17 protein-coding genes are annotated in these 20,807 nt (G+C 74.4%); 8 read left to right on the top strand and 9 right to left on the bottom strand.

The window, feature by feature from the left end; translation table 11 throughout:
- Positions 1-448 precede the first annotated feature (448 nt).
- The gene (locus tag ACFY7H_RS31690) at positions 449-1,642 is read left to right on the top strand and encodes an amino acid deaminase/aldolase (RefSeq protein ID WP_388945345.1); all 1,194 of its coding nucleotides are present in this window, start codon (positions 449-451) and stop codon (positions 1,640-1,642) included.
- Here ACFY7H_RS31690 and ACFY7H_RS31685 read toward each other — a convergent pair.
- From ACFY7H_RS31685 to ACFY7H_RS31670, 4 genes are all read right to left on the bottom strand, one after another.
- Positions 1,639-2,925, bottom strand: a complete 1,287-nt coding sequence (locus ACFY7H_RS31685; RefSeq protein ID WP_388945342.1) for an HAD family hydrolase — start codon at positions 2,923-2,925, stop codon at positions 1,639-1,641. The two genes, ACFY7H_RS31690 and ACFY7H_RS31685, sit on opposite strands and share 4 nt — an antisense overlap.
- A gap of 101 nt (positions 2,926-3,026) precedes the next feature.
- Positions 3,027-3,818, bottom strand: coding sequence for a 3-oxoacyl-ACP reductase (locus tag ACFY7H_RS31680; RefSeq protein WP_388945339.1), 792 nt, complete (start codon positions 3,816-3,818; stop codon positions 3,027-3,029).
- A 5-nt stretch (positions 3,819-3,823) separates the two neighbouring features.
- Positions 3,824-5,188 carry an aldehyde dehydrogenase family protein gene (locus tag ACFY7H_RS31675; protein WP_388945333.1) on the bottom strand — a complete coding sequence of 455 codons (1,365 nt, stop codon included), beginning with the start codon at positions 5,186-5,188 and terminating at the stop codon, positions 3,824-3,826.
- A gap of 36 nt (positions 5,189-5,224) precedes the next feature.
- On the bottom strand, positions 5,225-6,589 hold the full coding sequence (locus ACFY7H_RS31670; protein WP_388945330.1) for a glutamine synthetase family protein: 1,365 nt from the start codon (positions 6,587-6,589) through the stop codon (positions 5,225-5,227).
- Positions 6,590-6,666: 77 nt separating this feature from the next.
- Between ACFY7H_RS31670 and ACFY7H_RS31665 the strand changes: the two genes are divergently transcribed.
- The 3 genes from ACFY7H_RS31665 to ACFY7H_RS31655 all read left to right on the top strand — a co-directional run bounded on the left by ACFY7H_RS31665 (position 6,667) and on the right by ACFY7H_RS31655 (position 9,805).
- On the top strand, positions 6,667-7,413 hold the full coding sequence (locus ACFY7H_RS31665; RefSeq protein ID WP_388945327.1) for a FadR/GntR family transcriptional regulator: 747 nt from the start codon (positions 6,667-6,669) through the stop codon (positions 7,411-7,413).
- Between the two features lie 144 nt (positions 7,414-7,557).
- Positions 7,558-9,039 carry an ethanolamine permease gene (gene eat, locus ACFY7H_RS31660; protein WP_388945324.1) on the top strand — a complete coding sequence of 494 codons (1,482 nt, stop codon included), beginning with the start codon at positions 7,558-7,560 and terminating at the stop codon, positions 9,037-9,039.
- Between the two features lie 46 nt (positions 9,040-9,085).
- Positions 9,086-9,805 (top strand): gamma-glutamyl-gamma-aminobutyrate hydrolase family protein, encoded by a 720-nt coding sequence (locus ACFY7H_RS31655; RefSeq protein ID WP_388945321.1) that lies wholly within the window; start codon positions 9,086-9,088, stop codon positions 9,803-9,805.
- A gap of 101 nt (positions 9,806-9,906) precedes the next feature.
- Here ACFY7H_RS31655 and ACFY7H_RS31650 read toward each other — a convergent pair whose 3' ends face one another.
- Positions 9,907-10,830, bottom strand: coding sequence for a LysR family transcriptional regulator (locus tag ACFY7H_RS31650; RefSeq protein WP_388945318.1), 924 nt, complete (start codon positions 10,828-10,830; stop codon positions 9,907-9,909).
- Between the two features lie 70 nt (positions 10,831-10,900).
- Between ACFY7H_RS31650 and ACFY7H_RS31645 the strand changes: the two genes are divergently transcribed.
- A complete protein-coding gene (locus ACFY7H_RS31645) occupies positions 10,901-12,025 on the top strand; it encodes a TDT family transporter (protein ID WP_388945315.1) in 1,125 nt (374 codons plus the stop codon).
- Here ACFY7H_RS31645 and ACFY7H_RS31640 read toward each other — a convergent pair.
- The 4 genes from ACFY7H_RS31640 to ACFY7H_RS31625 form a co-directional block, all read right to left on the bottom strand.
- On the bottom strand, positions 12,015-12,725 hold the full coding sequence (locus ACFY7H_RS31640) for a helical backbone metal receptor (RefSeq protein ID WP_388945313.1): 711 nt from the start codon (positions 12,723-12,725) through the stop codon (positions 12,015-12,017). The genes ACFY7H_RS31645 and ACFY7H_RS31640 overlap by 11 nt on opposite strands.
- A 4-nt stretch (positions 12,726-12,729) precedes the next feature.
- Positions 12,730-13,278, bottom strand: a complete 549-nt coding sequence (locus ACFY7H_RS31635; protein WP_388945355.1) for a helix-turn-helix domain-containing protein — start codon at positions 13,276-13,278, stop codon at positions 12,730-12,732.
- 249 nt (positions 13,279-13,527) lie between these two features.
- Positions 13,528-15,507, bottom strand: coding sequence for a Dyp-type peroxidase (locus tag ACFY7H_RS31630; RefSeq protein WP_388945310.1), 1,980 nt, complete (start codon positions 15,505-15,507; stop codon positions 13,528-13,530).
- A gap of 65 nt (positions 15,508-15,572) precedes the next feature.
- Entirely contained in the window at positions 15,573-16,994 is a 1,422-nt protein-coding gene (locus ACFY7H_RS31625) for a galactose oxidase-like domain-containing protein (protein WP_388945306.1), read from the bottom strand.
- Positions 16,995-17,302: 308 nt separating this feature from the next.
- Here ACFY7H_RS31625 and ACFY7H_RS31620 point away from each other — a divergent pair, with 308 nt between their 5' ends.
- The 3 genes from ACFY7H_RS31620 (at position 17,303) to ACFY7H_RS31610 (ending at position 20,800) form a co-directional block, all read left to right on the top strand.
- On the top strand, positions 17,303-18,208 hold the full coding sequence (locus ACFY7H_RS31620; protein WP_388945352.1) for a 5'-3' exonuclease H3TH domain-containing protein: 906 nt from the start codon (positions 17,303-17,305) through the stop codon (positions 18,206-18,208).
- A gap of 49 nt (positions 18,209-18,257) precedes the next feature.
- Positions 18,258-19,103 carry a siderophore-interacting protein gene (locus ACFY7H_RS31615; RefSeq protein ID WP_388945302.1) on the top strand — a complete coding sequence of 282 codons (846 nt, stop codon included), beginning with the start codon at positions 18,258-18,260 and terminating at the stop codon, positions 19,101-19,103.
- Positions 19,104-19,258: 155 nt separating this feature from the next.
- On the top strand, positions 19,259-20,800 hold the full coding sequence (locus ACFY7H_RS31610) for a serine hydrolase (RefSeq protein ID WP_388945299.1): 1,542 nt from the start codon (positions 19,259-19,261) through the stop codon (positions 20,798-20,800).
- Positions 20,801-20,807 lie beyond the last annotated feature (7 nt).

Raw genomic sequence — 20,807 nt, 5'->3', positions numbered from 1 at the left:
GGGGGGGGGGGGGGGGGGGGGGGGGGGGGGGGGGGGGGGGGGGGGGGGGGGGGGGGGGGGGGGGGGGGGGGGGGGGGGGGGGGGGGGGGGGGGGGCGGGGGGGGGGGGGGGGGGGGGGGGGGGGGGGGGGGGGGGGGGGGGGGGGGGCGGGGGGGGGGTGTCGTCCGGGGCGGGCTTCGATGTTCGGCGCCCGTTCCGGGTTTTGGTTGTACGGGGCACCGCGCGCCGAATTCATCTCGTTTTAGCCCCGGACGACACCCCACCCCGTCCCCGCCCCCTCACGTAGCAACTCCGGGTTGGCCGGCCCCCTCAGCCTCGCCGGCGTTTGAGGCGCGGGGGGGGCTGGGGGCGGAGGCCCCAGGGGACGGGGCGCGCAGCGGGGCGCACGGACGGCCCGGCCAGGGCAAGGGCCTACCCACCGGTAGAGCCGTCTGGCAAGCTGCCGCCCATGACTTCGGACCGGGCCCGGTACGACCGGGCGACCGCGCATCTCGACGCGCCCCTGGCCATCGTGGACCTGGACGCCTTCGACGCCAACGCCGACGATCTCGTGCGGCGGGCCGGCGGGAAGCCGGTCCGGGTCGCGAGCAAGTCCGTGCGGTGCCGGGCGCTGCTCGAACGGGTGCTGGCCCGGCCGGGGTTCGCCGGGGTCATGTCGTACACCCTCGCCGAGTCGCTGTGGCTCGCCCGGTCCGGGTTCGAGGACGTGCTGCTCGCCTACCCTTCCGCCGACCGGGGCGGGTTCGCGGAGCTGACCGGTGACGCGAAGTTGGCTTCCGCGGTGACGGTGATGGTGGACGACCCCGCGCAGTTGGACCTCATCGACCGGGCGCGGGGCGGTGGGGCCGAGGTGGTGCGGGTGTGCCTGGAGCTGGACACGGCCCTGCGGTTGCTCGGCGGGCGGGTGCGGGTCGGGGCGCGGCGGTCGCCTCTGCGGGAGCCGGGGCAGCTGGCGGAGCTGGCGGCGGCGGTGGCGGCGCGGCCGGGGTTCCGGGTGGTGGGGCTGATGGGCTACGAGGGGCATGTGGCCGGCGTCGGGGACGCGCTGGCCGGGCGGCCGGTGCGTTCGCGGGTGATCCGGCTGATGCAGGGCGCGGCGCGCAAGGAGCTGGCGGTGCGGCGCGCCGAGGCGGTGCGGGCCGTGCGGGCGGTGGTGGGGGAGCTGGAGTTCGTCAACGGCGGCGGGACGGGCAGCGTCGCGGAGACGGCGGCGGAGGAGGCGGTGACGGAGATCGCCGCCGGGTCGGGGCTGTACGTACCGCGGCTGTTCGACAACTACACGACGTTCCGGGGGCGTCCGGCGGCGCTGTTCGCGCAGCCGGTGGTCCGGCGGCCCGGGGTGGGGGTGGTGACGGTGCTGGGCGGTGGCTATCCGGCTTCCGGGGCGGCGGGGGCCGACCGGCTGCCGGTGCCGTACCTGCCGGCCGGGCTGCGCTACGACCCGCAGGAGGGCGCGGGCGAGGTGCAGACCCCGCTGCTGGGGAGCCCGGCCGACGACCTGCTGATCGGCGACCGGGTCTGGTTCCGGCACGCGAAGGCCGGTGAGCTGTGCGAACGGTTCGACACCCTGCACCTGGTGGAGGGCGACCGGGTGACCGGGTCCGTTCCGACGTATCGGGGTGAGGGGCGGACGTTCCTCTAGAAGACCGTGTCCGTCTGGTCGGGGACGATGCTCGCGTCGGGGCGGCGGACGGGGGCCGGTGTGCCGTCGTGGTCGGTGTAGCCGGTGGTGGAGCAGGGGTAGGGGCCGGGCTTCTGCTTCTTGGGTTCGATGAACATCGGGTTCACGATCCACTTGCCGTCGCTGTTGTCGTAGGCGCGGCACATGAGTTCGTTCTTGTTGCGGTTGATGACCAGGCGCAGGGCGGTGGCGTCGCGCAGGAAGGAGATGTCGGTGTCGGAGTCGCCCGCGGCGAAGACCTGGCGGCGGGCGGGCGGCTGGACCTTCTCGGCGGCGCGGCCGCGGACGCCGAAGACCTCCTGGTTGATCCAGCAGCGCTTGCCGTCGATGTAGGTGGTCATCGTGTCTGCGCCGTCGGGGACGGATCCGCAGCCCTGGAAGTGGCTGGTCAGCCTGCCGTCGCGGGTGGTGTTGCGGATGCCGATGACGTGGTCCGCCGCGATGCCTACGTCCTGGGCCCAGACCTCGACGACGGGCTGCGGGGAGGCGGAGCTGATCCAGACGTCGAAGCCGGCGCGCCGGAGCGTCTCGATCAGGTCGCGCTGCTGGTCGTAGTAGCGGACCCAGGCGGTGGCGGTGCCGGTGCCCACCCGCTGCACGGCGCCGATGGGCGCGGCGAGGTTCTCGGTGCGGGCGGCGGCCGCGAAGCCGCGTACCTCGTCGGCGGCCCAGCCCTGCATCAGCTGCGGCAGCCAGGCGTAGGCGGGGTCGGTCGTACGGCGGTCCCAGCCGGCGAAGGCGGCGGCGCCGGTGCGGGTGGCGGAGGTGCCGTAGACGGTGTGGAGTTCGTCGGCGCAGGCGGCGCCCTCGGGGGTGCCGGTGGGCAGGGGGGCGCCGGGGCGGGCGAGGGGGCCGCAGGCGGTGGCGAGGGCCTGGGCAGCGGCCGGGGTGAGGTGGCGGCTGGTGGTGCTCCAGTCGCCGCCGTGGGGCTGGCGGACCTTTCCGTTGCGCAGGAGCCAGAACATGGTGGCGTCGCCGACGTCGTTCTTGACGACGGTGTTGTCCCAGTCGAAGACGGCGACGGGTCTGGCGCGGTGCGGGCGGTGCGGGGCGCAGTCGCCGTACCGGTCGATGAGCTGCTGGAGGCGGGCCCGGTTGTCCCCGTACCAGCCCGCGCCGGGTTCCGGGGTGGTGCAGGCGGTGGGTGCGGCCTGGGCGGGGGCGGCGGTGGTGAGGGTCGCGGCGGCCGTCGCGACGGCGGCGGCGAGGGTCTGGAGCCGTCGGGCGGGGGAGGGTCGGGTCACGTGGGCTGGTGCTCCTGTTCTCGTACGGGATCGCCGGGGACGGTGGAGCACGGCGGCCGGGCGTCGTGGACGCCCGGCCGCCGTCGAGGGGGTGAGCCGGCCTACAGGGGGGTGACGTACGCGCCGGAGATGCCTCCGTCGACCAGGAAGTCGGTGGCGTTGATGAAGGAGGAGTCGTCGCTGGCGAGGAAGGCGACGGCGGCGGCGATCTCGGTGGGTTCGGCGAACCGGCCGAGCGGGATGTGCACGAGGCGGCGGGCGGCGCGCTCGGGGTCCTTGGCGAACAGTTCCTGGAGCAGGGGGGTGTTGACGGGGCCCGGGCAGAGGGCGTTGACGCGGATGCCCTCGCGGGCGAACTGGACGCCGAGTTCGCGGGACATGGCGAGGACGCCGCCCTTGGAGGCGGTGTAGGAGATCTGGGAGGTGGCGGCGCCCATGATGGCCACGAAGGAGGCGGTGTTGATGATGGAGCCGCGTCCCTGGCGCTGCATGTAGGGGAGGGCGGCCTTGCAGCAGAGGTAGACGGAGGTGAGGTTGACGTCCTGGACGCGGCGCCAGGCGTCGAGCTCGGTGGTGAGGATGGAGTCGTCGTCCGGGGGCGAGATGCCGGCGTTGTTGAAGGCGATGTCGACGGAGCCGTAGGTGTCGAAGGCCGTCTTGAAGAGGGCCTCCACCTGGTCCTTGTCGGTGACGTCGACCTGGACGAAGGTGCCGCCGACCTCCTCGGCGGCGGCCTTGCCGGCGGCCGGGTCGATGTCGGCGCAGACGACGTTGGCGCCTTCGGAGGCGAGGCGGCGGGCGGTGGCGAGACCGATGCCGCTGCCGGCTCCGGTGATGACGGCGGTGCGGCCGACCAGGCGGCGGCAGACGATCTCTTCGGTGCGGTCGGTCATGGGGTTCAGGCCTCCGTGCTGATGAAGACGTTCTTGGTCTCGGTGAAAGCGGTGAGGGCGTCGGGTCCGAGCTCGCGGCCGAGGCCGGACTGCTTGTATCCGCCGAAGGGGGTCCAGTAGCGGACGCTGCTGTGGGAGTTGACGGAGAGGTTGCCGGCCCGGACGGCGCGGGACACGCGCAGGGCGCGGCCGACGTCGCGGGTCCAGAGGGAGCCGGAGAGTCCGTACTCGGTCGCGTTGGCCAGGCGTACGGCGTCCTCCTCGTCCTCGAAGGGGAGGATGACGGCGACCGGGCCGAAGACCTCTTCGGCGGCGACGGGCGCGGTGGGGTCCACGTCCGTGACGAGGGTCGGCGGGTACCAGAAGCCGGGGCCCTCGGGGGCCTTGCCGCGGATGGTGCTGAGGTCGTCGGTGACGTACGAGCGGACGCGCTCCAGCTGGCCGCGGGAGATGAGCGGGCCCATCTGCGTCCTCTCGTCCAGCGGGTCGCCGACGACGACGGACTCGATGCCGGGGGCGACGAGCTCCAGGAAGCGGTCGTAGGCGGAGCGCTGTACGAGGATCCGGGTGCGGGCGCAGCAGTCCTGGCCGGTGTTGTCCAGGTAGGCCATGGGCGCGGCCGCGGCGGCGGCCTCCAAGTCGGCGTCGGCGAAGACGATGTTGGGGCTCTTGCCGCCGAGTTCGAGGGTGAGGCGCTTCACGCGGTCGGCGCACTTGGCCATGATCTGCTTGCCGACCCGGGTGGAGCCGGTGAAGACGATCTTCGCGACGCCGGGGTGTTCGACCAGCGCGTCGCCGGTGACCGCTCCGTGGCCGGGGAGCACCTGGAAGAGGTGTTCGGGGATCCCGGCTTCGAGGGCGAGTTCGGCGAGGCGCAGGGCGGTGAGGGGGGTGGTCTCGGCGGGCTTGAGGATGACGGCGTTGCCCGCGGCGAGGGCGGGTGCCAAGCCCCAGGCGGCGATCGGCATGGGGAAGTTCCACGGCGCGATCACGCCGATGACGCCGAGGGGTTCGAGGAAGGTGACGTCGATGCCCCCGGCGACGGGGATCTGGCGGCCGGAGAGGCGTTCCACTCCCCCGGCGGCGAAGTCGAGGAGGTCGCGTACGTTGCCGGCCTCCCAGCGGGCGTTGCCGATGGTGTGGCCGGCCTCGGCGACCTCCAGGCGGGCCAGTTCCTCGATGTGTCCGTCGACCACCGCCGCGAAGCGGCGCAGGAGCCGGGCCCGGTCCGCGGGGGGTGCCGCCGCCCAGGCGCGCTGGGCTCTGGCGGCCCGGGCGACGGCGTCGTCGACATCGTCCCGTGTGGCGGCCGGGACGGTGGCGACGGTTTCCTCGGTGGCCGGATTCAGTACTTCCAGCACATCGGACACGTGGGTGCCTTCCTGGTGTTCGGTTCGGGGTGGCTTCTACAGGCGTTCGAAGGAGCGGCGCAGCTCCCAGTCGGTGACCGCGGAGTCGTAGGCGTCGAGTTCGACGCGGGCCATGTTGCGGTAGTGGGCGACGACCTCGGGGCCGAAGGCCGCCTTGGCGATCTCGCTGTTCTCCCACAGTTCCGCGGCCTCGCGCAGGGTGGTGGGGACGTGGGCGAAGTCGGCGGTGTAGGCGTTGCCGCTGCAGGGGTCCGGCAGTTCGAGGCGGTTCTCGACGCCGTAGAGTCCTGCCGCGACCAGGCCGGCGACGGCGAGGTACGGGTTGACGTCCCCGCCGGGGAGGCGGTTCTCGAAGCGGGTGGAGCGGCCGTGGCCGACCACGCGCAGGGCGCAGGTGCGGTTGTCGACGCCCCAGGCGACGGCGGTCGGGGCGAAGGATCCGGGGCGGAAACGCTTGTACGAGTTGATGTTCGGGGCGTAGAGAAGGGAGAAGTCGCGCAGCGCGGCCAGCTGGCCGGCCAGGAAGTGCCGCATCAGCGGTGACATCCCGTCCGGGCCGTCCCCGGCCATGGCGTTGTGTCCTTCGGTGTCGGCGAGCGAGAGGTGGATGTGGCAGGAGTTGCCCTCGCGCTCGTCGTACTTGGCCATGAAGGTGAGCGAGACGCCCTCCTGGGCGGCGATCTCCTTGGCGCCGGTCTTGTAGACGGCGTGCTGGTCGCAGGTGGTGAGCGCCTCGTCGTAGCGGAAGGCGATCTCGTGCTGGCCGAGGTTGCACTCGCCCTTGGCGGACTCGACGACCAGGCCGGCGGCCTGCATCTCGTTGCGGATGCGGCGCAGGAGGGGTTCGACGCGGCCGGTGCCGAGGACGGAGTAGTCGATGTTGTACTGGTTGGCGGGGGTCAGGCCGCGGTAGTTGGCGTTCCAGGCCTGTTCGTAGGTGTCCTGGAAGACCATGAACTCCAGCTCGGTGCCGACCATGGCGGTGTAGCCGAGTTCGGCGAGGCGCTCCAGCTGGCGGCGCAGGATCTGGCGGGGTGCGGCGACGACGGGCGTGCCGTCGCTCCAGGCCAGGTCGGCCATGATGAAGGCGCTGCCGGGGTTCCACGGGATGCGGCGCAGGGTGGCGGGGTCGGGGTGCATGGCGAAGTCGCCGTAGCCGCGGTCCCAGGAGGACATCTCGTAGCCGTCGACGGTGTTCATGTCGGTGTCGACGGCGAGGAGGTAGTTGCAGCCCTCGGTGCCGTGGGCGAGGACCTCGTCGAGGAAGAACTGTGCGGCGAACCGCTTGCCCTGGAGACGTCCCTGCATGTCGGGGAAGGCCAGGACGACTGTGTCGATCTCACCGCTCGCGACGAGGGCACGGAGCTCCCCGGGCGCGAGCGGTGGCATGCGGTCTACCACTGGAATCTCTCCTTCGGTGAGCCGAGGAGGCCTAAGGTATTGAATAGAACCATTGCTTGGGAAGGGGAGGAGCCGAGATGACCGACACGGCGGATGGCGGTGGCGCGATCGCGCGGCTGAATCCCGTACTGCGGCAGGTGCGGGCGGGCAACGGTTTCGAGGAGGCTCTGGAGCAGATCCTCCAGGTGGTGCGGCTGGGCCTGGTGCCGGGCGGGGAACGGCTGCCGCCCGAGCGGGAGCTGGCGGAGCGGATGGGGATCAGCCGGGTCACCCTGCGCGAGGTGCTCAAGGTGCTGCAGGACCAGGGGCTGGTGGAGGCCCGGCGCGGACGGTACGGCGGAACGTTCGTGCTGGCCCGTCCCGACCCGCCGGCCGGCGGCGCCGAGGAGGAGCTGCGGCGGCGCGTGGCGGGCGTGGACATCGAGGACGCGCTGCGCTTCCGCGAGGTGCTGGAGGTGGGCGCGGCCGGGCTGTGCGCCTCGCAGGGGCTCTCCGAGGAGCAGGCGGAACGGCTGCTGACCGCGCTCGCCGCCACCCACGACGCCCCGCTCGCCGAGTACCGCCGCCAGGACACCCTCTTCCACCTCACCCTGTGCGAGCTGGCCGGCTCCGCCACCCTGACGGCCCAGTACGCCGCCGTCCGGGCGACGGTGAACGAGCTGCTGGACTGCATCCCGCTGCTGGTGCGCAATCTGGAGCACTCGCAGCAGCAGCACACGGCCCTGGTGGAGGCTGTGCTCGAACGCGACGCCGACGGGGCCCGCGCGGTGATGCGCGAGCACTGCTGCGGGACGGCGGCCCTGCTGCGCGGGTTCCTGTCCTGAGGCGGCGCGCGGGCGGGGCGACGGCTCCGGCGGGGCCGGAGAGGTTTTCGTAACCCCTGTTTAACGCGGGGGTCTTGCGCGTTCCCCGCCCATGGCGCAAAGGTACGCCTCACAACCATTGCATTGCCCTAGGCAGGAGCGCACATGGCCGACGACACCGCACCCGTGCCCGCATCCGCACCACCGGCCCTCGCGAAGGACGCCGCCGCGAAGAACGCCGACGCGGAGTACCTGGAGCGCCGCACCCTGCGCCGCGGCAGCGCCGGCTGGCTGCTGCTGACCGGGCTCGGCGTCGCGTACGTCGTCTCCGGCGACTTCTCCGGCTGGAACGTGGGCCTGGACAAGGGCGGTTTCGGCGGGCTGGCCATCGCCACGGTCCTCATGGGCGCGATGTACGCCTGCCTGGTGTTCTCCCTCGCCGAGCTGTCCACCATCCTGCCGACGGCGGGCGGCGGCTACGGCTTCGCCCGCCGCGCGCTCGGCCCGTGGGGCGGTTTCCTCACCGGCACCGCCATCCTCATCGAGTACGTCCTGGCCCCGGCGGCGATCGTCATCTTCATCGGCGACTACGTCGAATCGCTCGGCCTGTTCGGACTGACCTCCAGCTGGCCGGTCTACCTCGGCTGCTTCGTCGTCTTCATCGGCGTGCACCTGTGGGGCGTGGGCGAGGCGCTGCGCTTCAGCCTCGTCGTCACCGCCGTGGCCGTGGCCGCGCTGCTGATCTTCGCGCTCGGGGCGCTCACCGAGTTCGACGCGGGCTCGCTGGACGACATCGCCGTGGACACGAGCGCGTTCGGCTCCAGTTCCTGGCTGCCCTTCGGGGTCCTCGGCATCTGGGCGGCCTTCCCCTTCGGCATGTGGTTCTTCCTGGGGGTCGAGGGCGTGCCGCTGGCCGCCGAGGAGGCCAAGGACCCGGTCCGCGCCATGCCGAAGGCCCTCGCCATCTCCATGGGCGTCCTCGCCCTCCTCGCCCTGATCACCTTCTTCGCCGCCACCGGCGCCCAGGGCGCCGACGCCGTCAGGACCGCCGGAAACCCCTTGGTCGTGGCCCTGGAGGGGGACGGCGGACCGACCGCGCTCAGCCGCTTCGTCAACTACGCCGGACTCGCCGGCCTGGTCGCCTCCTTCTTCTCCCTCATCTACGCGGGCTCGCGCCAGCTCTTCGCCCTCTCCCGGGCCGGGTACCTGCCGCGCTTCCTCTCGCTCACCTCGAAGCGCAAGGCCCCGTACCTCGGACTGGTGATCCCCGGCGCCATCGGATTCGCCCTGGCTGCGGCCACCGGCGACGGTGCGCGGATGCTGAACATCGCGGTGTTCGGAGCGACCATCTCGTACGCCCTGATGGCCCTCTCGCACATCGTGCTGCGCCGCCGGGAGCCCGGCCTGGAACGGCCGTACCGCACCCCCGGAGGGGTCCTGACCTCGTCCGTCGCCTTCGCACTGGCCCTGTCGGCGCTGGTCGCCACCTTCCTGGTGGACCAGGACGCGGCGCTCATCGCCCTCGCCGTGTACGCCGTCGCCCTGGCCTACTTCGCCTTCTACAGCCGCCACCGCCTCGTGGCCTCGGCACCTGAGGAAGAAGCCGCCGCGCTGGCGGAAGCCGAGGCGGAGTTGACCCGCGACTGAAATCCTTAGCCCCGCACGCTGTCCGGCACCACCCTGGAGGTAATCCGTGCCCAGGCCGCTCATCGGCATCACCACCTACGTCGAGGAATCCACCCGCTACAACGTGTGGGACCTGCCCACGTCGCTCGTGCCCTCCGGGTACTACGAGCTCGTCCAGGCGGCGGGCGGGGCGGCCGTGCTGCTGCCGCCGGACGAACCGGAGCGGGCGGCGGAGGTGCTGGGCCGGCTGGACGGACTGATCGTCTCGGGCGGCCCGGACGTGGACCCGCGCCTCTACGGTGCCGCGCGCGACCCCCGTACGGGTCCCCCCGCGCGCGTCCGCGACGAATGGGAACTCGCCCTGATCGGGGCGGCCCTGGAGGCGGACCTGCCCGTGCTCGGGATCTGCCGGGGCATGCAGGCCCTGAACGTGGCCCTGGGCGGAACCCTGATCCAGCACATCGACGGGCACGTCCACACTCCGGGCGTCACCTCCTGGCACCCCGTCACCCCCGTTGCGGGCACCCGTTACGCGGAGCTGGTCCCCGAGAAGGCGGACGTCCCGACCTACCACCACCAGGCCGTGGACCTCCTGGGCCGGGGCCTGGTCGTCTCGGCCTACGCGGACGACGGCACGGTGGAGGCCATCGAGGACCCCGACCGTTCCCGCTACGTCCTGGGCGTCCAGTGGCACCCGGAGCGGGACAAGGACACCCGGGTGATGGACTCCCTGATCGAGGCCGCCGCCGACCGTCGCGCGGCACCGGTGCCGGTGCCGGTGTCCTGACCCCGGATCCGCCCACGGGCCCCTGGCGCCTCCTCCCGGGCGCCGGGGCCCCTCGCGCGCGGCGCCCGCGGGTGCCGGGCCGTCCCCGGCCCCCGGATGGCCTACGCCCGGCGGCGGGTCAGCGACAGCAGGTCGCGCGCCGGGCCCGCCGGGCGGGCGCCGGTGGGCCAGACGGCGCGCAGGGCGCGGGCCAGGGCGGCGCCCGGCACCGGGACCTCCACCAGCCGGCGGGCCGCCAGCTCGTCGCGCAGCGCCAGCTCCGACAGGACGCACGGCCCGGCCCCGCTGAGCGCCGCGGCCTTGACGGCGGTGGTCGAGGCCAGCTCCAGCAGCGGCTGGGCCAGCCCGCCGGACGCGGCCAGGGCGGCGTCCAGGACCTGGCGGGTGCCCGAGCCCCGTTCGCGCAGGATCAGCGGACTGCGGGCCAGCTCCGCCGGGTCCACCCCGCGCGAGCGCCGCGCCCACGGGTGCCCCGGCGCCACCGCCACCAGCAGGCGGTCCTGGGCGATGACCACCGAGTCCAGGCCGTCCGGGACCGACAGCCCCTCCACGAAGCCGAGGTCGGCCTCGTGCGCGAGGACCCGCTGGGCGACGTCGGCCGAGTTCCCGGCGTGCAGGGACACCGCCGTGTCGGGCCGTTCCCCGCGCAGGGCGATCAGCCAGCCCGGGAGCAGGTACTCCGCGATGGTCATGCTGGCCGCGACCCGCAGCCGCGAATCCCGCCGGCCCCGTAGCGCCTGCGCCCCGGCGTCGAAGGCCTCGGCGGCCTCCACGACCCGCCGGGCCCAGTCCGTGACGAGCGCGCCCTCCGCCGTCAGCGTCGAGCCGCGCGGGGAGCGGTCCACCAGGGCGACGCCGAGCCGTGTCTCCATCGCCCGGATGCGGCTGCTCGCGGCCGGCTGCGTGATGCCCAGGTGCCGGGCGGCGGCGCTCAGGCTGCCGACCCGGGCCACCGTGAGCAGCAGTTCCAGCGCGCCCAGGTCCGGCACGCGGTGCGCCAGCGGAACCGTCTCCCCATTACCCATAACATCAGTTTATGGCCTCATAGGGTGATGACCCCTGCCACCGGCTCCCACCTGGGGCGACGCTGGATCCATGGCCACCACCGTCGTGCGACCCCGCACCTTCACCGAACCCGCGCCCCGGACCCACAAGGCCCCCGCGCTGCGCCACCTCGGCCCCAACTGGTACGCCTCCGTCATGGGAACGGCGATCGTCGCGAACGCCGGGGCCACCCTCCCGTACCAGCTCCCGGGCCAGCGGGTGGCCTGCCAGGTCCTCTGGGCGCTGTCCGCCATGGCCCTCGCCGTCCTGCTCACCGCCCGTGCGGGCCACTGGCTGCACCACCGCGACCAGGCCCGCGCCCACCTCCTCGACCCGGCCGTCGCCCCCTTCTACGGCTGCCTGGCGATGGCGCTGCTGGCCGTCGGCGGCGGCACCCTGATCGTCGGCAAGGACCTCATCGGAAGCGGCGCCGCCCTGGCCGTGGACACCGTGCTGTTCACCGCCGGTACCGTGACAGGCCTGGTCATGGCCGTGGTGGTGCCCTACCTGATGGTCGTCCGGCACCAGGTCGAGGCCTCCCAGGCCACCCCCGTGTGGCTGCTGCCCGTGGTCTCCCCCATGGTCTCCGCCGCCCTCGGCCCGCTGCTGGTCCCCCACCTGCCCGCCGGCCAGCCCCGCGAGGCGCTGCTGCTGGCCTGCTACGCCATGTTCGGCGTCAGCCTGCTGGCCACCCTGCTGCTGCTCCCCCTGGTCTTCGGCCGGCTGATCGTGAACGGCCCCCTGCCCCTGGCGCTGACCCCCGCCCTGTTCCTGGTCCTCGGGCCCCTCGGGCAGTCCACCACCGCCGTCAACCAGCTCGCCGACGTGGCGCCCGGCGCCATCGACGCCCCCTACGCCCACGCCCTCGGCGCCTTCGCGGTCGTCTACGGGGTGCCCGTGATGGGCTTCGCCCTGCTGTGGCTGGCCCTGGCCGCCGCGATGCTGGCCCGGGCAGCCCGCGCCGGCATGGGCTTCGCGATGACCTGGTGGGCGCTGACCTTCCCCGTCGGCACCTGCGTCACCGGCGCCGCCGGGCTGGCCCGCCACACCGGGCTCGACGCCTTCGGCTGGCTGGCCGCCGCCCTCTTCCTGGCCCTGGTCACCGCCTGGGTGGCCGCCGCCGCCCACACCCTGCGCGGCCTGTTCACCGGCCGGCTGCTGCCCGCTACCCGCTGAGCGCCCTGCCGAGTACCGCCGGGGCCTCGGCCAGCGAAGGCCCGTACCAGGTCAGGTGACGCCCGCTCACCAGGGCGGCCCGCAGGCCAGGGAAGGCCTCCGGGCCGTCCGAGGCCGTGAAGGCGTAGGGCTCGTCGGGCAGCACCACCAGGTCGCAGCCGCTCGCCGTCAGCTCGGCGAGCGGCACCTTGGGGTACCGCTCCGGGTGTCCGGCGTACACGTTGCGCACCCCGAGCCGGGCGAGGAGGTCACCGGCGAAGGTGTCGCGGCCCAGCACCATCCAGGGGCGGCGCCAGATCGGCACGAAGGCGGTGAGGGAGCCGACGGGCTCCACGTCCGCCCAGGCCTCCCCGGCCCGGTCCAGCCACTCGGGCCGCTCCAGCCCCATGGCCCCCACCAGCAGCCGGTCGAGCTCGCTCAGGGCCTGCGGCAGGTCCCGGATCTCGGTGACCAGCACCTCCAGTCCGGCCGCGCGCAGGGCCTCCAGGTCCGGGGCCCGGTTCTCCTCCTCGTTGGCGATCACCAGGTCCGGGCGCAGCTCCGCGACGGCCCGTACGTCGGGGTTCTTCGTGCCGCCGATCCGCACCGCGTCCCCGAGGTCCGCGGGGTGCGTGCACCAGTCGGTGACCCCCGCCAGCAGGCCGGGCGCGGTGACGGCCACCGCCTCGGTCAGGGACGGCACCAGCGAGACGACGCGCACCCGCTCAGCGCCCCGGCGAGGGCGGCTCGGACGTGGCGTGGATGTGGTCCCCGACGGCGACCACCAGCAGCCGGGTGTCCTCGCTGACCGCCCGCCAGCGGTGGCGCACCCCGCCGGAGAGGAACAGCGCGTCCCCGCTCTCCAGCCGGTACGCCCGCCCCTCGGCCTCCACCTGGCAGGCGCCGGAGACCACGTACATCAGCTCGTCGTTGCGGTGCTGGTACTCGCGGCCGGCGTCCTGGTCCCCGCTGAACTCCAGCGCGTGCAGCTGGTGGTGGCCGCGCACGAGGGGACGTACGCCCATCACCGGAGCGAGCCCGGGCTCGTCACCGGCCCGTACGAGGTCCACCGTGCGCGCCGTGTCCGAGGCGGCCAGCAGCTCCACGGCCGTGGTCTCCAGCGCGTCGGCGACCCGCTCCAGCGAACGCATGCTGGGGCGGGCGCGCTCGTTCTCTATCTGGCTCAGGAAGGGGACCGACAGGCCGCTGCGCGCCGAGACGGCGGCGAGGGTGAGGTGCAGCGCGCGGCGCCGTTTGCGCACGGCGACGCCCACCCGCAGCGGCTCCTTGGAGTCCTTCTCCTTGTCGTGGCCCTCGGCCGAGCCCGCCCGCGCGGGCTCGTACTCCCGGCCGTCCCTGGCGTCCGCGATGCTTCCGTCATCCTTGTCGTTCATGTCGGGGCTGCCCTCCCCTGTCCTCAACGCACATCGGTGTGCTGTAAGCACCTTACGCAGCAACCGCCCCGTGATTCGCGCGCAGGAGCCCACCGGCCCGCGCCCCGGTGGGCTCCCGTGGCCACCCGGTCACCCTACGTGGCCCCCGCCCTGGCGCCACAGCACGCGGTCACCGGCGAGGATCACCGCGTCGCCCGCCGGGCGGACCAGCAGCCGGGCACCGGGGTGGCCGTCGGTGCCGGTGCTCCACAGGATCACGTCGTCCGCGGTGCGGACGCACAGCTCGCCGTCGGCGGAGAAGACGGCCTCGTTCCCCTCCCCCTCCGTGCCCGCGTTCCACAGCCGGGTCCCTGCGGCGCCGAGCAGGACGAGGTCCCCGCCGGCCTGGAGGGACAGCCGTACGGTGCCGGCGTCGAGGACGTCGCCTGCGCGCAGGACGGTGCCCGCGTGGACCTCCACGGAGTCGTCGAGGGTGCCTTCGGCGAGGGCGCGCAGGGTGGGAAGGGAGGGGGTGAAGGCGTAGAGGGCGCCCTCGGTGCGGACGTACCGGCCGAAGCGCAGGGTGGTGGCGCGGCTGCCGTGCACGGACTCGGTCTCGAAGGTGACGGGGGATTCCGGGCCGAGGACCGGGTCGGCCCCGACGCGGGGGTTACGGCCGGGCGGGAAGTCGGTGTCGTTGATCCACCGCTTGGAGAGGAACTCGAACTGCTGGACCAGGTCGGCCTGGTAGCCGACGAAGACCAGGCCGCGCGGCGCCTTCTGCGCGTGCGCGGGCCGGTCGAAGTCGAAGGCGGGGCCGTACGGGATGCCCCGCCGGATGATCCGCCGCCCGTCCAGCTCGGAGGCGGCCAGCGGGGGCCTGCCCGGGACGGTGACGAGGCCGTCGCGGGGGTTGCCCTTGCGGATGTGCGAGAACAGCGGGGTGCGCCAGCCGTCGGGGTCGTCCGCGTACTTCAGGGCGGCGTCCGGATCCGTGCCGAAGGGGGCGGGCTCCTCGGCGAGCGGGCAGCCGGCGATGGGGGTGCCCCCGGGCCAGCGGCCGACCAGGCGGGCCGCGACCCACGTCTCGGTCGCCTCGGGAGGTGCGGCCCCGGCCCTCTTCAGCTCGGCCAGCCGCTCGCGGGCCTGCGCCCACCAGCCGGGGACGTCCTGGGCGAGCCGGCGGATCACCTGGAAGGAACCGCCGGTGGCCCAGGCGGGCAGGCCGGCGGGCCGCCGCCCGGCCCTCTCCTGTCCGACGAGGAACTCCCCGGCCGGGACCAGCCGGGTGCCGGGCTTGCCCTTCACCGTGCTCGCGTCGGCCGGATCGGGCTCGTGGAAGCCGCGTACGCCGGGCTGGCTGATGCCGTCGGCGAAGCCGAAGTGCTCGTGCCCCTTCAGCGCGCCCGGGAGCTTGCCCGCGTTCTGCCGGAAGACGACCTCGCCGCCGGCCCGGCCGAGGTCCTCCTTGTGGCGGGCCACCGCCGAGGCGAGCCGGGCCGGGTCGTCCGCCGAGAGGCTGAGGACGGCGTGCACGGCGCGGCCGGGCTCCTCGGCGCCGAACAGCCAGGAGCCGGGGGCGCTGTCGCCGGTGTCGCCGACCTCCTCCGCGCGTTCGGCGGCGCCCTGCGCGAACGCCTCGGCGGTGCTGCCGGCGGGCAGCGCCGGGAAGGGGTCCCGCCCGGCGAACAGGCGCAGCCCGGGATGGGTGAGGGACAGCCCGGTCCACTGGGCGGAGAGCCCCGCCGGGTCGGCGCCGCCCGCCTTGAGCCGGGCGGCGCTGAAGGCGGCGTTGAAGCGGGCCATCTCCTCGGTGGTGGAGATCTCCGGCAGCAGCCGTCCGAGCCAGCTCCGGGCCCGCGCGGCGTCGCGGAAGTGCAGGAGCAGCAGGCAGGCGTGGTCCTTCCGGGAGCCGGCGAGGATGTCGCCCTGGGTGGTGCGGTCGGCGCGCAGCGGCAGGCCCGCGGCCCCGCCCGCGGCGGGCGCCGGGGCGGGGCCGCGGGTGGCGGGCGGTGGCGCCGCCGTCGCCGCGCCGGCGGCGTACGGGCACACGGCGAGCGCGGCGGCGGCCGCCGCCCCGGCCCTGATGACGTTCCTACGGGCGGGGGTGAGGGGCTGCGGGTCGTCCATCGGTTCTCCAGGGTGCGGGGCGGAAGGGCCGGGAGGTGCGGGGATCGGGCCGGGATGGGGTGGGGTCAGGCCAGCCGGACCCAGCGCGCGACGCTGGGCACGCCCTTCCCGTCGAGGAGGAAGAGCAGGTGATGGCCGGACGGGGCGGCCGCCCGCGTCGGCGGGGCCTGGAGGGTGAGGAGTCCGCCCTCGCGCCGCTCGATGCGCAGTTCGACCTGCCGCCGGGCGGCCCCGGCGGGGTCGGGAGCGCCGGCCGGCGCCAGCAGCACGGCCCTGCGGACCCGGTCCGGGGTGCTGGTGCGGACCCGGAAGCGGTCGCCGGGGGCGAGGGGCACGGCGGGCACCTCGTCGAGCACGGGCCGGGGCCCCTGGTGCAGGTAGGCGGGCTCGTAGATCTCGATGGTGCCGTGCGCGCCGTCACCGAGGTCCGCGTCGTGGGCGGTCTGCTGGAGCTCGTCGCCGGTGATCGCGACCCGGCCGTCGGGCAGGACCAGGGCGTTGGAGCGGTGGCCGCGCGGCAGCCGCTGCACCGGGCCCAGCCGCCAGCCGCCCTTGGTGTCGCGCAGCTCCAGCTGCCGGTACTTGGGGTCGGGGGCGGGGCTGAGCAGGCCGCTCGCGTAGTCGTGGATGTCGTACGCGCCGCTCACGGTCAGCAGGGTGCCGTCGGGCATCAGGAGGGTGTTGTCGTGGGGGCGGCCGGCGGAGGGCGCGTACGAGGGGCCGCCCGCCGCCGGGGGATGGACGCGCGCGGGGAAACGTTCCACCGCCGGGGCCCGGGTGCCCCAGAGCGGCCCGGCCCCGTCCGGGAAGGGCGCCCGGCGGACGGCGGACGTCGCCGGTCCGCGGCTCCAGGTCTCGGTCCAGGGGTCGAAGACCAGCGTGGGCCCGCCGTCCGCGTGCGCGCCGGGGGCCCCGCGGACGACGAGCCCGCCGCTGGGCAGGAGCGCGTGGCCGGTGGGGAAGAAGGGCGCGGCGGCCCGGGGCGGGGTGACCTTCTCGAACGACCCGGCACCGGTGCCCTTCGCCGGGTCCCACAGGAAGGCACGGCCGGCGCCGGTGTGCTCGAAGGAGAACAGCAGCACCTTGCCGGTCGGCAGCAGCGCGGTGTGCGCGCCGGAATCCGGCGAGTCGAAGTACTCCGTGAACGCGCCGTAGAGAGCGGGGCGGAAACCGGCGTTCGCCCGGGCTTGAGACTCCGTCAGGGACGCGAGGCGGGCGGCCCTGACGGTGTCGGGGCGGCCGGCCTCCTCCCGCACCGCGAGGCGGGTGCGCGCGTGCGCCTCGGCGCGCTCGGGGCCGAGGGCGCGCGCCTCCGCCGGGGAGACCTCCCGCCGGACCCGCTCGCGCACCTCGCCGGGGCTCTGCCGGACGGCGGCGGTGGCGGCGGAAGGACCGGGCGAACCGTCGTGGGCGGCGACGGGGCCGGCGGGCAGCAGGGACAGCACGGTGCTCGCGACGAGGGCGCGGGCGACTCCGCGACGGGGCATGCGGAACCCTCACGTGACGGGGGCGGGCGGAACGGGGCTGAACGGGTCGGTGGGACAGGGCAGAACCGGCTGGCGGCACCGGACGGCGGGACCGGACGGCAGGACCGGACGGACGCCACCGGACGGGACCTGACCGGACCGGCCGGAACCGGACGGGCACCGGACCCGGCCGGTGATCAAACCCTCCGCGAGCGATGGCGAACGCGCGCGCCGGAGCAACTGTTTGAGTGACCGTCCCCTCACTTCGGGTGACCCCCGCGCCTCGACGGCGGTGCGGCATCATCGTCTGCGTGACGACACGACGCCTGATGCTCCTGGACACCGCCTCCCTCTACTACCGCGCCTATTTCGGCGTGCCCGACTCCGTGAAGGCCCCCGACGGCACCCCCGTCAACGCCGTGCGCGGACTGCTCGACTTCATCGGCCGGCTGGTGCAGGACCACCGCCCGGACGACCTGGTGGCCTGCATGGACGCCGACTGGCGGCCGCACTGGCGGGTGGAGCTGATCCCCTCCTACAAGGCGCACCGGGTCGCCGAGGCGACGGAGACCGGCCCGGACGTGGAGGAGACCCCGGACACCCTGGCCCCGCAGGTGCCGATCATCGAGGCGGCACTGGACGCGTTCGGCATCGCCCGGGTGGGGGTCGCCGGGTACGAGGCGGACGACGTGATCGGCACGCTCACGGCCCGCGCCACCGGCCCGGTGGACATCGTCACCGGCGACCGGGACCTCTACCAGCTGGTGGACGACGCCCGGCAGCGCCGCGTCCTGTATCCGCTCAAGGGCGTGGGCAGCCTCCAGGTGACGGACGAGGCCTGGCTGCGCGAGAAGTACGGGGTCGACGGCCCCGGGTACGCGGACCTCGCGCTGCTGCGCGGCGACCCGAGCGACGGCCTGCCGGGCGTGCCGGGCATCGGCGAGAAGACGGCGGCCAAGCTGCTGGACGCGTACGGGGACCTGGCCGGCATCATCGCGGCGGCCGGCGACCCGAAGTCGGGGCTGACCCCCACCCAGCGCAAGCGCATTGACGAGTCCCGCGCCTACCTCGAGGTCGCCCCCAAGGTGGTGCAGGTGGCCTCCGACGTCCCGCTTCCGGCCTTCGAAGCGGCCCTCCCGAAGGCCCCCGCCAGGCCCGAGATGGTCGAGGCACTCGCCCATCGGTGGGGTCTGGGAGGAGCGGTGTCACGTCTGAGCAGCGCGCTGCGCCCCTGAGATGCTAAGTTAGGTAATCCTAAGCTTCGTAGGCGTAAGGGGAGATACCGTGGCAGAAGGACGCGCCCGCACCGTCGGCACCGCAGTCGTCGTACGCACCGAACGACTCACGCCGCACATGGTTCGCCTCGTGCTCGGAGGCGACGGGCTGGCCGGCTTCGACGCGGGCGCGCACACGGACCACTACGTGAAACTCCTCTTCGCACCCGAGGGCGTGCGGTACGCGGAACCCTGGGACCTCGACGTCATCCGCGCCACCCACCGCCGCGAGGCCTGGCCCCGCCAGCGCGCGTACACGGTCCGCGCCTGGGACCCGGCCCGCCGGGAGCTGACCCTGGACTTCGTCGTCCACGGCGACGAGGGCCTGGCCGGCCCCTGGGCGGCCCGCGTACAGCCGGGCGAACGGGTCCACTTCCTCGGCCCCGGCGGCAGCTACGCCCCGGACCCGCTGGCTGGCTGGCACCTCCTCGCCGGTGACGAGAGCGCGCTGCCGGGGATCGCGGCGTCGATGGAACGCATGCCGCGGGGCTCGCTGGTGCACGCCTTCGTCGAGGTCGACGGCCCGGCGGACGAGCAGGACATCCGTACCCCGGACGGCGTCTCCCCGGTATGGCTGCACCGCGGCGACCGCCCGGTGGGCGCGGCCCTGGTCGAGGCGGTCACCTCCCTGCACTTCCCCTCCGCCGACGTGCACGCGTTCGTCCACGGCGAGGCGGGCTTCGTGAAGGAGCTCCGCCGCCACCTCCGCCTTGACCGCGGCGTTGCGCGCGAGCGGCTGTCGATCTCGGGCTATTGGCGCCTGGGCGAGACGGACGAGGGCTGGCGCGCCATCAAGCGCGACTGGAACGCCACGGTCGAAGCCGAACAGGACCTCCCGGCCCGCGCCGCGGCCTGAGGGCCGTCCCGCGACCCCCGGCGGGCGCGCGGCGCCGGCCGGGGGGATCCGGCGGATCAGGGCCGGACCCCGTCACACCCCCTCGGCGCGGCCTCCGCACCGCCCCCCCCCCCGCACGAGCGGCGCGGGGGCGGCTCCGGGCGGACAATGGCCCCATGCGTACGTTCCGCGCAGCCGGACTCGCCGGAGCCGTGGTGCTGATGGTGACCGCGGCCGCGTCGGCGGCGCCCGCCCCGCCCCCACCCCCCGCGCCGCGCCTCACCGACGCCGCGGTCGCCGCCGCGATCGCCCGGCTCGACGCCACCGTCGCCGCCGGCATGCGCCGCACCGGCGTCCCTGGCGTCTCCCTCGCCGTCGTCCACGACGACAAGGTCGTCTACCTCAAGGGCTTCGGGCTCCGCCGCACCGGCGACACCGCCAAGGTCGGCCCGGACACCGTCTTCCAGCTGGCCTCCGTCTCCAAGCCGGTCACCTCCACCGTCATCGCCGGGACCCTCACCTCCCCCGGGGCCTGGGACGAACCCCTCGCCGGAACCCTCCCCGGCTTCGCCCTCAAAGACCCCTGGGTCACCTCGCACGTCACGGCCGCCGACCTGCTCTCCCACCGCAGCGGCCTCCCCGACCACGCCGGGGACCTCCTGGAGGACCTCGGCTACGACCAGGCGTACATCCTCGGCCACCTCCGCGAGGAGCCGCTGACCCCCTTCCGCGCGAGCTACGCGTACACCAACTTCGGGTTCACCGCCGCCGCCGAGGCCGTCGCCCGCGACCACGGCGTGAGCTGGCAGAAGCTCAGCGAGGACACCCTCTTCAAGCCCGCCGGCATGACCCGCACCAGCACCGAGTTCTCCGCCTACGCCAAGGCCCCGGACCGGGCGTCCGGCCACGTCAGGAACGCCGACGGCACCTGGAGCCCCCGCTACGTCCGCGACGCCGACGCCCAGACCCCGGCGGGCGGTACCAGCTCCACCGCCCGCGACATGGCCCGCTGGCTGCGGCTCCAGCTGAACACCGGCACCCTCGACGGGAAGCGCGTCATCCCCGAGGACACCCTCGCCCGCACCCGCGTCCCCGAGATCGTCTCCCAGGCTCAGACCCCCCGGGGCACCCCGCAGTTCTACGGGCTCGGCTGGAACGTCAGCTACGACGACGCCGGCCGGCTGCGCCTGAGCCACTCCGGGGGCTTCGAGCTCGGCGCCAACACCAACGTCACGCTGCTCGCGCTGGAGCGCCTCGGCATCGTCGTCCTGACCAACGGCTCCCCCGTCGGCCTGGCGGACTCCGTCGCCCTGGACTTCTTCGACATCGCCGAGCACGGCAAGCCGACCGCCGACTGGCTGCCGCTCATCGCCGCCACGTACTCGCAGCTGGACGCCGCGGCCCGGTCCGACACCGACTACGCCCGCCCCCCGGCCGGCGCGAAGCCCGCCCGGGACGACAGCGTCTACACCGGCACCTACGAGAACCCGTACTACGGCCCCCTCACCGTCGTCGCCGACCCCTCCGGAAAGGGGCTGGTCCTCTCCCTCGGCCCGAAGCCGACGCGCTTCCCCCTGACCCACTACGACGGCGACACGTTCAGCTTCGAGACGACCGGCGAGAACGCCGTCGGCCGGACGGGGGTGTTCTTCTCCGACGGCACGGTCCGCGTCGAGTACCTCGACCAGAACCGCCTCGGCACCTTCACCCAGAAGTAGCCGCCTA

The organism is Streptomyces sp. NPDC012794 (assembly GCF_042901085.1).
GTDB lineage: Bacteria > Actinomycetota > Actinomycetes > Streptomycetales > Streptomycetaceae > Streptomyces.
This window is presented reverse-complemented; position numbering and strand designations above follow the sequence as displayed.